Annotated in this window: 15 protein-coding genes; 9 read left to right on the forward strand and 6 right to left on the reverse strand. The window is 60.6% G+C overall.

Annotated features, from left to right (window positions below; genetic code table 11):
- Both ACFFNA_RS35655 and ACFFNA_RS35660 read right to left on the reverse strand, forming a co-directional pair.
- Positions 1 to 218 (reverse strand): sulfotransferase (locus ACFFNA_RS35655; RefSeq protein ID WP_378921672.1); only part of this gene is annotated, 218 nt, incomplete at its 3' end.
- A gap of 86 nt (positions 219 to 304) precedes the next feature.
- On the reverse strand, positions 305 to 1,207 hold the full coding sequence (locus tag ACFFNA_RS35660; protein WP_378924632.1) for a VOC family protein: 903 nt from the start codon (positions 1,205 to 1,207) through the stop codon (positions 305 to 307).
- Between the two features lie 160 nt (positions 1,208 to 1,367).
- On the opposite strand from ACFFNA_RS35660, the gene ACFFNA_RS35665 reads away from it, so the two are divergent.
- Positions 1,368 to 1,559: a hypothetical protein gene (locus ACFFNA_RS35665; RefSeq protein WP_146606224.1), complete on the forward strand. Its 192-nt coding sequence runs from the start codon at positions 1,368 to 1,370 to the stop codon at positions 1,557 to 1,559.
- Between the two features lie 338 nt (positions 1,560 to 1,897).
- On the opposite strand, the gene ACFFNA_RS35670 is transcribed toward ACFFNA_RS35665, so the two are convergent.
- Positions 1,898 to 2,083, reverse strand: a complete 186-nt coding sequence (locus tag ACFFNA_RS35670) for a hypothetical protein (RefSeq protein ID WP_111549063.1) — start codon at positions 2,081 to 2,083, stop codon at positions 1,898 to 1,900.
- A 161-nt stretch (positions 2,084 to 2,244) separates the two neighbouring features.
- On the opposite strand from ACFFNA_RS35670, the gene ACFFNA_RS35675 reads away from it, so the two are divergent.
- Positions 2,245 to 2,532 carry a hypothetical protein gene (locus tag ACFFNA_RS35675; RefSeq protein WP_378924635.1) on the forward strand — a complete coding sequence of 96 codons (288 nt, stop codon included), beginning with the start codon at positions 2,245 to 2,247 and terminating at the stop codon, positions 2,530 to 2,532.
- A gap of 352 nt (positions 2,533 to 2,884) precedes the next feature.
- Here the strand turns inward: ACFFNA_RS35675 and ACFFNA_RS35680 are convergent, their stop codons facing one another.
- The 3 genes from ACFFNA_RS35680 to ACFFNA_RS35690 form a co-directional block, all read right to left on the reverse strand.
- Complete coding sequence (locus ACFFNA_RS35680) at positions 2,885 to 3,292, reverse strand: hypothetical protein (protein WP_183459610.1); 408 nt, start codon at positions 3,290 to 3,292, stop codon at positions 2,885 to 2,887.
- Positions 3,293 to 3,537: 245 nt separating this feature from the next.
- Positions 3,538 to 3,771, reverse strand: a complete 234-nt coding sequence (locus ACFFNA_RS35685) for a DNA-binding protein (RefSeq protein WP_378924637.1) — start codon at positions 3,769 to 3,771, stop codon at positions 3,538 to 3,540.
- 487 nt (positions 3,772 to 4,258) lie between these two features.
- Positions 4,259 to 5,149 carry a LysR family transcriptional regulator gene (locus ACFFNA_RS35690; RefSeq protein ID WP_378924639.1) on the reverse strand — a complete coding sequence of 297 codons (891 nt, stop codon included), beginning with the start codon at positions 5,147 to 5,149 and terminating at the stop codon, positions 4,259 to 4,261.
- 273 nt (positions 5,150 to 5,422) lie between these two features.
- Here ACFFNA_RS35690 and ACFFNA_RS35695 point away from each other — a divergent pair, with 273 nt between their 5' ends.
- The 7 genes from ACFFNA_RS35695 to ACFFNA_RS35725 form a co-directional block, all read left to right on the forward strand.
- A complete protein-coding gene (locus ACFFNA_RS35695; protein ID WP_378924641.1) occupies positions 5,423 to 6,157 on the forward strand; it encodes an SDR family NAD(P)-dependent oxidoreductase in 735 nt (244 codons plus the stop codon).
- A gap of 47 nt (positions 6,158 to 6,204) precedes the next feature.
- A complete protein-coding gene (locus tag ACFFNA_RS35700) occupies positions 6,205 to 6,957 on the forward strand; it encodes an SDR family NAD(P)-dependent oxidoreductase (protein ID WP_378924643.1) in 753 nt (250 codons plus the stop codon).
- Between the two features lie 92 nt (positions 6,958 to 7,049).
- Entirely contained in the window at positions 7,050 to 7,649 is a 600-nt protein-coding gene (locus tag ACFFNA_RS35705; RefSeq protein ID WP_378924645.1) for an NADPH-dependent F420 reductase, read from the forward strand.
- An 83-nt stretch (positions 7,650 to 7,732) separates the two neighbouring features.
- Positions 7,733 to 8,146, forward strand: coding sequence for a nuclear transport factor 2 family protein (locus ACFFNA_RS35710; RefSeq protein ID WP_378924647.1), 414 nt, complete (start codon positions 7,733 to 7,735; stop codon positions 8,144 to 8,146).
- A 107-nt stretch (positions 8,147 to 8,253) separates the two neighbouring features.
- Positions 8,254 to 8,886, forward strand: coding sequence for a class I SAM-dependent methyltransferase (locus ACFFNA_RS35715; protein ID WP_378924649.1), 633 nt, complete (start codon positions 8,254 to 8,256; stop codon positions 8,884 to 8,886).
- Positions 8,887 to 9,557: 671 nt separating this feature from the next.
- Positions 9,558 to 9,719 carry a hypothetical protein gene (locus tag ACFFNA_RS35720; protein ID WP_378924651.1) on the forward strand — a complete coding sequence of 54 codons (162 nt, stop codon included), beginning with the start codon at positions 9,558 to 9,560 and terminating at the stop codon, positions 9,717 to 9,719.
- 161 nt (positions 9,720 to 9,880) lie between these two features.
- Positions 9,881 to 10,122 (forward strand): VCBS domain-containing protein (locus ACFFNA_RS35725; RefSeq protein WP_378924653.1); only part of this gene is annotated, 242 nt, incomplete at its 3' end.

A 10,122-nucleotide genomic window follows, 5' to 3' on the forward strand; every position in this document is an offset into this window, starting at 1 on the left:
AGGATAACCCGGGCGTCCGGGTAGAACTCAATCAGGTCACGCCAATAGTGCGCCGAGGGCCAATCGATGCAGGACGCGTAGCCCGCAAACAGCTGGTTCCAGTCTGGTGTCGCGCCCTGCGCCAGCGCACGCCAAAGCCGCTTCTGGTCTTCATTGGCCATGACTTCGAACATGTGGTGACAGGGGCCGAAGCCAAGGATCGTCAGCGCCTCGCGCATCGAATCCGTTCCTGTCCGGCCAAAGCCCGTTCCGATTACCCTTATCGCCATTGTCCCCCCCCCGGTTCAGGCCTACAGCCGTCAGATCAGTCGCTTGCGAGCACCATCCGCAGGCGGTTTCCCTCAGGGTCGGAGAGGTCCAGCGCCCCGCCCGTTTGCAGCCAGGGAACGTGCGCGTCGCCGAGACGTCGCGCGACGGCCGCGAGGTCTTCCCGGGTGGGAAGCACGACGGTAAAATGCTCCAGACCTGCCGCCCCGACTGGTGGCTCCTTCAGCTCGTCGCGAGCCCAGATGTTGAACGCCACCATGTGTGCGCGTTCCTCGGTGCCGCAGTCGAACAGGCCAAACGTTGCAGACTGCATATGTGGCCTGAAGCCAAGCACGCCGAGGTAGAACGCCATCAGCGTTTCGGGCGACCGTGCGCGCATATGAATGTGACCGATGAAGGTATCCGCCGCCAGCGGAACTTTGACACGGTCCGCCGGGTCGAGCTCCTGCAGCAATCGATCGATATCCAGAGGTTCGAGCCCGGAATGCCTTGTGCCGTCCTTGGCGACAAGCGAAACACCGCCGCCAGCCATCTCTTCCCTAGAAGCGAAGCGCCCGGGTGTGTCGAAGCAGATCTCGATCCCGTTGCCGGAAGGGTCGGAAACGTAAAGGGATTCCGAGATCAGGTGATCCTGGGCGCTGTGCCTCAGGCTGGAGGCCCGCAGCCGGGCGGCGACCCGGGCCAATTCCTTGCGTGTCGTGACATGGATGGCGACATGAAAAAGATCGCGGGACTTTGACGGCAGGACGGTTGTTGCCCCGGCGTGCAGCACAATAAGGATCTTGCCGTTGACGCCGAGTTCGGCGATCCCGCCGTCCCTGGTCAAGGTCGAGAGGCCGACCACGTCACGCCAGACCGGTAGGGAAGCTGGAATGTCGACGACGCGCAGATGAACCGGGCCGAGACGGATGGTGTTGGCCAGAATTTCTTGGCTCTTCATCGGCTGTTGTCTCCTGCAGCGCTGGAACATTAGCTGCGAAACATATGCCTGTCTTGCGCTTGGTTCGGGTCGACCGCTCCCGGGCGCGTATTCGACTGTGGTAGCCGGGCCGTTGCCGCCCTTGCTGTCATTTTGCGATAGCCGGCGGATGGGGGAGCAGATGGACAAGGCAAGCGCGGAGCACCGCTATGAGGACTGGGACAAGCCCAACGCGGAGCAGGATGCGCTCGGCGCCTTCGAGCCCGCCATGACGCATTCCTTCGGAATTGATCCGCAGGACGGCCGGCCCGTGATGTTCCACTCTCAGATGATCTGCGACCTGGCGACCGTCGTCGACATCGGTGAGTCGTGATCGCCGAGCCTAAGCACATATTGAGGCCGACCGCTGGCTCTCCGCCCCAATGCCGCATCGTGGTGGTGCGTCGCTACCGCGTAGGGTGGTCGTGGCATGAGTGCCGATGTCCGCTTGGGTCAAAGTCGACATTCAGCCGGCAGGCAAATCAAGCTAACAGAGTAGCCGAGAATTTCGTCCAGTTCAGATCGCCACCGTGCACTGGTGGCTCTGAATCAGGTGCTTCTGCAAACGGTGAAGGAAGTCCAGACCGCCCCTTGGATCTTGTAGGGCTCTACAGGGCCGGTGAAGCCGCCCCTACGGTTGGGTAGCGACTGCGCGAGACCGGATGGCCATCGCTAGCTCTCCGCATGGCTAAAGACCACAGCGCCGTTGTCGTTACGAACTTCAACGGCGACGATTCCATCGTCACCTTTTCGGGTCTGGAACATCGAGATTGCATGGTCTTTCGCAGTCTTCTCGGCGTCGAACGTCTCCTTGTCGACGATGCCCTGTCTTCCGTACCAGATGACAGTGAAGGCCATTTTTGGTCGTTCCTTTGCGCCAAGCATACAGGAATTCAGGGTGGTAGGGGATGAAAGCACGGTGCCACATTCAAGCATTGGCGCTCCACAGGGCCGGTGAACTAGCCGCATCTGTACTCCAAACGGCAAGAGGTCGCATTCTGCCCTGGTGGAAGAGGGGCGTGGACAAGCACCCCTACGACAATCGCTCTGGACCGTGGCGCAAGGGTACCGCCGGCAAACGCCGTCGTCGTTCTGGCAACCCGTCGTGGTGGGTGTCCATCTTTGCGGGCGGCGCATTCCTGGCCGACTTGCTGACCCTTGAAATCGGCCCACCTCTCGTAAGCTGCAACATCAAGGGCAATATCAGCTACAACGCAGGTGAGCGCATCTACCATGTTCCCCGGACAGGAATACTACTGGCAGACACTTATAAGCCTTTGGAAGGGGGAGCGGTGGTTTTGCTCTGAAGCAGCCGCCCGCAAAGCTGGCTGGCGGAAATCGAGACTGTAGTGGCATAATTGGCCGGGCTTAACAGTCCGGCCTTTCTATTGAGCATATGAGCCCAGTACGAAGACACCATGTGGCGCGCTCGCCCAGTGTACGACGCTGAGCTGACGATCCACATGCAACGCCAGTTGCGAAGCGTCTCTTCGTTCAGCTGTCCGCGGTAGTGAGCGATGACGTCTTAAAGAGTGAGGTAGTTCGAGTCAGACACGGGGCGCTATTGCGTTGATGGAGTTCTTGATCGGCGACCGCCCTTGGCTACCAAGCGCAGCGAACGCCGGTGGAAGAAAGAGGCGGCTTAAGGAAGTGACTTGGCTAGATCAACCGATGCCGCTCCTTAGATTCGTTTGCCCGTCGCCTCGTGCCATTGGTGTCAGTGGTTTTAGCTCGATGCGCCGCGTCGCTTTGAGCCCGATCTGTGTTCTTCTTCCTTCCGCTAGCGCCGCCTTCATTCTCCCATCGCTCGATCGCCCTCCGTTCGAGCGCCTTACGCGTCTTAAGCACGTCGAACTCAATGCCGACGCCAGCCGATAGAGCTTCGCTCGCGATGGCGTCGGCAAGATCGGCGTCGGAGATTTCCAGTTCAGGAAAGATCTGTCTTATTGCTGCTAGGGCTTCCGAGAGAGCAAATGATTTCGGGTCTCTTTGGACCTCGTTGAGGAAGGCGCTAATTGCGGCGCGCACTTCAGGCTGAATTCGGTGGGTCGGGTCCGCGCTATTCATGGCGATTCTCCCTGGCAATCGTCTTAACGGTGCATACACGTTGAGGGTTCCCTCACGAGCACGGGCAGCAGTATCCGCGGGTGAGTGGTTGGCCGCATTCACCGTGGCATTTATTCGCCCACTGGTGATCTTCCACGCTTGGGCATGATCGCATTTGCTCAGTACTCTGGCGTCCCGATCAACCACGGACTCCAAACGCTTATCTATCTAGCCAGCGACCTCGGAACGACTGAACAGCCTCGCTGCTACTCTGGCGGTGCCGCCTTTTCCCGCGGCAGTTCGCGTGTGGGTCTGCAGACGACGAGGATCGATTTGTCCCAGCGATCCAACTCGCCGCTCGGATAGAGGATTGCTTTGCCGATCTTGAGGAACGATGGCCCGATCCGCATGCAACGGCAGTTGCGAAGAGTCCCTTCGCTTACCTGTCCGCGATAGCGAGCGATGACTTCTTCAGGGGTGAGGTAGTTCGGGTCAGGCATGGGCGTTATGGATAGCAGAGTTGTGCAACAGCTTGTTGCACCCGCGACCCCGTCGGATCGAGACCTGAGGAGAATGCCGGCGCCGTCACCGCGGACTTCTCGTCGTGACCCGAAGCTGCCAATGAAGGGCTCAGGCGATGATGACCGCTTTGCGCCGCCATTCCGTCATTCGTGCGAAATTCTTTGCTGCTATAAGCCGCCATTCGGTCATATGGCCGGCGACGGCTGCACCGTCGCCAAAGACGACAACTCTTGGCGCATCGAGCCCGCCTTCAACAGATGCAACGCATTCTTATGCCGCTGTGAGTTCTGCGTCGGCTTCTACCGGTGGAGCAGGGAATTGCTCACGGAGCATGGCGCGACCTGTGGGACATCGCCTTGAACGTTGATTTAGGCTGAACCACCGACGCCACGTCCTCACTGACAGGTTCATAAAGCTACTGTGGGTAAGTCATCCACGGAAAGCAGCGCCGCGACCTGACGGCGGTTACTCGCGCGATACAGAAAGCCCCGCGAGAAGCGGAGTGTGCGCGGCGAGCCTGCGGGATACGAACTCCGTGAAGAGCCGCACGCGCTTCGTCTTGCGTGTCTCCCCCTGTGTGAGAAGCCAAACCGTTCCGTACATGTGCAGGGAGGTGCCCGGCACCCTCGCCAGCAGGGGGTCGGCATCTCCGACGAAGCACGGCAGTGTCGTCATCCCGATCCCTTGCCGTACAGCAACGATCTGCGCCTCGCCGTCCGTGGTCCTGAATGGAACTCCCGTGGTGCGAACCTCGCGGACCCAATCCGGGATTCCATGACTGCTTATGACGATCCACCGGATGGGATCAGGCGCCCCCGTACGCCAAGCGGCTAGTCGATCCCGGGACATGTAGACGCCGCCGAACAGCTCCGGTCCCTTCAGGCCGTGAAGATTGAGCGGCAGGGTTTTGCGATTGTAGACGACGCGGATCGCGACGTCGGCCTCTCGGTTGGTCAGATTTGCCAGCTCGCCGGACGACAAGATTTCCATCTCGATGTCCGGATGCAGACGCGCGAAATCGGCGAAGTCCGGCATGAGCAGGTATGTCGCGAGGGTCGGAGCCAACGTTACCCGCAGAAGCCCGCGCACGCTCTGGTCACGACCGAAGACGCGCGTCTCCAGCTGGTGCGACGACACTTCCATCTGTTCTGCGAGCTCGAGGACTTCCTCGCCCGCTGCCGTCAGGCGGTAGCCCGAAGGCAGCTTCTCGAACATGTGCGCCCCGAGGCGGTCCTCGAGTTGGGCGATGCGTCGCAGCACGGTCGCGTGATTCACCCCGAGGCGCTTGGCGGCGGCCCGAACCGAGCCTCCGCGTGCGACGGCAAGAAAGTAGCGAACGTCATCCCAGTCGATCATGGTGCAATCCCGCACCACGCGGTGCGCCTTCCAATGCCCTAACTTATCGTACAACAGTACAGGACGGCCATCCTAACATTTGTCGACGATCGAGGCCCAATTCCGAACGGCGGAACCTTATCGTCGCGGCTCCAGTTAATAGCTGTACCGGATCGATTTCGCACCACCGATGTGCGCCCTTCCGCACTCAACGCCTGACCCCGGCAGACCCATGTTGGGGGTCTCGGGAGCGTTCCCGAACGACCAAGGCGGAAGCCTGGAAGGATGCACGACATGACCAGACTGAATGGAAAGACCGCCGTCATCACGGGCGGCGCCACCGGCATCGGCCGCGCCGCAGCAAAGCGATTCGTCGAGGAAGGCGCCTTCGTCTTCATCTTCGGTCGCCGACAGGAAGCGCTCGACGCTGCTGTGGCGGACCTCGGGCCCAATGCCCGCGCGGTGAAAGGCTCGGTCTCGAATGAGGCCGACCTCGACCGGCTCTACACGGCGGTGAAAGCCGAGCGTGGAAGCCTCGATATCGTCTTCGCCAATGCCGGGGCCGGAGGCCCGCTTCCGCTCGGCCGGATCACCGCCGAGCATATTGACGAAACCTTCGACACCAATGTGAAGGGTACGATCTTCACGGTCCAGAAGGCATTGCCGCTGATGGGCCCGGGCGGTTCGATCATCCTGACGGGATCGAGCGCCGGCACCACGGGCGCTCCGGGGTTCACTGCCTACAGCGCGAGCAAGGCGGCAGTGCGCAATCTGGCGCGGACCTGGGCGGAGGACCTGAAGGGCACCGGCATCCGGGTCAACGTGTTGTCGCCAGGGGCGACGGCGACCGAACTCGCGAAGGAAGCGCTGGGCGAGGAGGGCCAGAAGGCCTACGGCGCGATGACTCCGCTCCAGCGCATGGCCGATCCGGCGGAGATCGGGGCAGTGGCTGCCTTTCTCGCGTCGTCGGACAGCAGCTTCATGACCGCCAGCGAGGTCGCCGTCGACGGCGGCCTGGCGCAGCTCTGACCCCGGCTCGATCCCGCGTCTGGGCACACAACGAAGGATAGAACATCATGAAAAAACTTGAAGGCAAAGTCGCAGTCATCACGGGCGGAAGCAGCGGGATCGGGTTGGCCACCGCCAAGCGCTTCGTGGAGGAAGGTGCGCACGTCGTGATCACCGGGCGACGCGAGAAAGAGTTGAAGGAGGCTGCAGCCTTCATCAAGAGTAATATTACGACGGTCGTGGGCGACGTGTCACGCTTGGAAGATCTGGACCGGCTCTATGCCATCGTGAAAGAGAAACATGGTCACATCGACGTTCTCTTCGCGAACGCTGGCGCGGGGACAATCGCACCGCTCGCAGTAGCTACTGAGGCCCACTTTGACCAGACCTTCGACGTGAACGTGAAGGGGCTGTTCTTCACGGTGCAGAAGGCCCTTCCCCTCTTCAAAGACGGCGGTTCGATTATTCTGAATTCTTCGGTTTCGAACGTGTTGGGGTTGCCGGGGTTTAGCACATACGCCGCGAGTAAGGCGGCAGTGCGCAACTTCTCGCGCGCTTGGACTCTAGAGCTGAAAGACCGCAAAATCCGAGTGAATACGATGAGTCCCGGAGCCATCGAGACCCCCGCCTTGGAGACAACGACGGGCCTTACCCCTGAGCAAGCCGAGCAAGCGGTCGCCCAGTTTGCTTCACAGATCCCAATGGGTCGCAGGGGCAAACCAGAGGAAATCGCGGCTGCTGTAACGTTCCTCGCCTCCCATGATAGTTCTTACATCACCGGTGTGGATCTCGCCGTTGATGGAGGCATGGCGCAGGTCTGAGCCCGGCGCGGTCCCGTGGCTGGCCCTTCAGCCCCGCCAGTAGTGGCCCCGCTTCTCAAACTTTAGTTCCAATACAAGATAGGAGAAACATTGTGAGTTACGCACTTATCGGCTTCGGCAATATCGGCAAGGCCCTGGCCAAGGCGTTTGCCCGCAAGGGCATCGAAGTGTCCGTGGCAACCACGCGCGACCCGGAAAGCTTTGCATCCGATGCGGCCGCGATCGGACCCACGATCATCCCCAAAACACTGGCGGAAGCGGTCAAGGCGGACATCATCTTTTTAGCGGTCCGTTTCGAAGCGCACCCGGAGGTCGCGAAGGCGCTCGCCACCTGGCAGGGGAAGACCATCGTCGATGTGACCAATGCCTACGGCGTGCCTCCTGAAAAACTGGGGGGACAGCCTTCTTCCAAGTTCATCGCGCAGGCATTCTCTGGTGCAAAACTAGTCAAGGGCTTCAACCATCTGGTCGCTGCCGTCCTTGACCAGGATCCGGCCGTGCATGGTGGCAGGAGGGTCGTGTTCCTGGCGAGCGACGACGACGACGCCGCAGCGGAGATTGGTGTGCTTGCGGAAAAGCTCGGTTTCGCGCCGATCGAACTTGGCGGGCTTTCGGAAGGCGGATTGCTAGTCCAGGCGCGCGGAAATAGCTGGGGCCGGCTGATCTTCAAGGACTTGGTCAAGTTGGACTGATGAACACGACGTCCCACCGGCAGGGACACGATGCACGGATCGGATCGAGCGCGATCCGATCCGAGCAAAATGGAGAAATTACTGTGAGCCCCGAGAAGAATATCCAGACCGTGAAGGACTTCTTCGCCGCGATCGGCCGCGGCGACAGGGAGGGTCTGCTGGCGCTGGTCGCCGAAGACATCGAGTGGATCATCCCCGGCAAAGACTGGCCGCTGGCCGGAACGCACCGCGGACACGCCGGGCTAACGGATTTTCTTGAGACGGCATCCAAGTCGATAGAAACGTCCACCGAACCCCGGGAATTCGTAGCGCAGGGGGACCGGGTGCTGGTCGTCGGCTTCGCCCGGGGGAAGATCAAAGCCACGAACAAGACGTTCGAGGACGACTGGATCTTCGCCATCACGGTCCGGGACGGTAGACTGACCAACATCCGTGAATACGTCGACACGCAAGCACTGGCCCGAGCCGCGCAGATGGACGCGTCCGGGCCTGCATAGCGCTGGCCATCTGCGGCCATCGGTTCGGGGTAGACGGTGGATCAGCCGTGGATCGCCCCCTCGCACGCCGCGCTCTCGTTGAATGCCCAACCGTAAAGGAGATTCCGATGTACGACCAATCCAAGGTATCCGAGTTGATCCGGTTCGCACGTGTAGATGCGGGCTCCACTGTCATTGACGTCTACCCAGGCGACGGCGATTGGACGCGCCTCTTCTCCGACATCGTCGGACCAGAGGGGCGGGTCTACAGCTTCGTGCCGGCCGAAGTCGCCGACTTCAAGAACGATCCGGTCGGCAGCATGCGGACGCTCGCGAAGGAGCCGGGCCGGGAGAACGTCGAAGCCGTCTCGGCGGACCTCGTGGCGATGCCGCAGGTCACGCAACCCGCGGATATCCTGTGGCTGCACCTGTTTTACCACGATCTCCACACCAAGCTGATTCAGGCCAGGGGCGCGACGGCGGCCCACTTTAATCGAGCTGTCTACGAGCGGCTGAAGCCCGGTGGGTCCTTCGTCATCGTCGACCACGCCGCCGCCGCTGGGTCGGGCACGAGCGACACCCAGGCGCTGCATCGGATCGACCCTGCATCCGTTCGCGAGGAGGTGGAGGCGGCCGGCTTCGTGCTGGACGCGGAAAGCACCATGCTCGCGAACAAGGACGATCAGCACTCGATCAAGGTCTTCGATCCCTCGATCAAGGGCGAGACCGATCGCTTCGCCTATCGGTTTGTGAAGATCTAACACTGGGCCACAGCACCGCATCGTGTGGAGTCGGGATCCACTTTTAGTGATATTCGCGAAATGCCATTCCATGCAAATGCCATTGGCCGCCAGGACGCAGACTTTTTCAACAATATCGACCCGAAGCGGACATCGATACGCGCGTCAATTCAGTGACAAACGCGCCATCGTCTCGGATAAAGCGAGCTGGTAGCCGCCTATTCCGACTTGGGCGCGCGCTTGGCTTGGCGTGCGCCGAGTTTTGCCGGCCGGCTATGACCGTACGGATGTTTTGACTCGGCTATTAACCGTTCCTCCAATTGGACGTTGACGCTTCTTTTCTACTAGGGTTAATAATGCCCTAATATAAGCGTCGCCTAAATCTGGCTCCTGAAAGGCAACCAACGAGCTAGGCGTCGCTATGGGGGGGTAAGGGCAACGTAGCGTGGCGATAAATGTCGCCGCAGTCGTCATCATTGAGCCACCACCCGTCTGCGAACAGCCGCCAAGCTTATGCTGGCTGGTCGTAGGGCGGTACGTTGGGCGGCTCCCTGGACGAAGCTGACAACCACCCCCTACCGGAATTCGTCTGCCGATCGCACACCAATTTCGGCAGAAAGCAGTCAGTCGTTCATTACGGTCGATAAACAGATGTTGGGGCGTCTGTTCTCCAGACAAACAGGGGGTTAAAAATGGCTACTTCTCAAATCGCCGGTGCCGGTGGGACCACGACGTCGTTCTCCAACACGCCGCAGGCAGGTGACGACCTTTTTCTCTTTTCGGAAGATGCCACTGGCGTCCTGATCCTGAATGTCATGGCCAATGATCAGGGAGGCGCGGCCAAACTGCTCTAACCATCGATGACGGAACGAGTGCATCGACCTCAACAAAGATAGCTGCTCCGACGGACCTGCTCGCGCGTGACGCAACATACTCCACTAATAGTCTAGGGCTCGTCGGGACCACTGACACGAGTGCTCTAGGTGCCCGTATCTGGATAGGTACTGATGGTGCGATCCACTACAACAAGGTGGATATAGATGCGCAAGTCCAGGCACTTGCGGAGGGGCAGGTTCTTTACGACAAACTGACCTACGCCATTCGGCTCGGTAATGGCACGCTGAGCTGGGCCACGACCTACGTTAAGTTCACCGGCGCCAACGACGCGGCGGTGATCACGGTCAACGGCGTCGAGGACACCTCGGTGACGGAAGCCTCCGGTGTGGCCAACGGCACGCCCGGCGACGCGACGGCCGC

Source organism: Mesorhizobium kowhaii (genome assembly GCF_042431665.1).
Classification (GTDB): domain Bacteria; phylum Pseudomonadota; class Alphaproteobacteria; order Rhizobiales; family Rhizobiaceae; genus Mesorhizobium; species Mesorhizobium kowhaii.

Coding starts and splice junctions, on each gene's coding strand:
- ACFFNA_RS35715 (WP_378924649.1), top strand. CDS start 8,254: ATGTACGACCAATCCAAGGTATCCGAGTTGATCCGGTTCGCACGTGTA.
- ACFFNA_RS35700 (WP_378924643.1), top strand. CDS start 6,205: ATGAAAAAACTTGAAGGCAAAGTCGCAGTCATCACGGGCGGAAGCAGC.
- ACFFNA_RS35660 (WP_378924632.1), bottom strand. CDS start 1,207: ATGAAGAGCCAAGAAATTCTGGCCAACACCATCCGTCTCGGCCCGGTT.
- ACFFNA_RS35680 (WP_183459610.1), bottom strand. CDS start 3,292: ATGAATAGCGCGGACCCGACCCACCGAATTCAGCCTGAAGTGCGCGCC.
- ACFFNA_RS35690 (WP_378924639.1), bottom strand. CDS start 5,149: ATGATCGACTGGGATGACGTTCGCTACTTTCTTGCCGTCGCACGCGGA.
- ACFFNA_RS35670 (WP_111549063.1), bottom strand. CDS start 2,083: ATGGCCTTCACTGTCATCTGGTACGGAAGACAGGGCATCGTCGACAAG.
- ACFFNA_RS35720 (WP_378924651.1), top strand. CDS start 9,558: ATGGCTACTTCTCAAATCGCCGGTGCCGGTGGGACCACGACGTCGTTC.
- ACFFNA_RS35695 (WP_378924641.1), top strand. CDS start 5,423: ATGACCAGACTGAATGGAAAGACCGCCGTCATCACGGGCGGCGCCACC.
- ACFFNA_RS35665 (WP_146606224.1), top strand. CDS start 1,368: ATGGACAAGGCAAGCGCGGAGCACCGCTATGAGGACTGGGACAAGCCC.
- ACFFNA_RS35685 (WP_378924637.1), bottom strand. CDS start 3,771: ATGCCTGACCCGAACTACCTCACCCCTGAAGAAGTCATCGCTCGCTAT.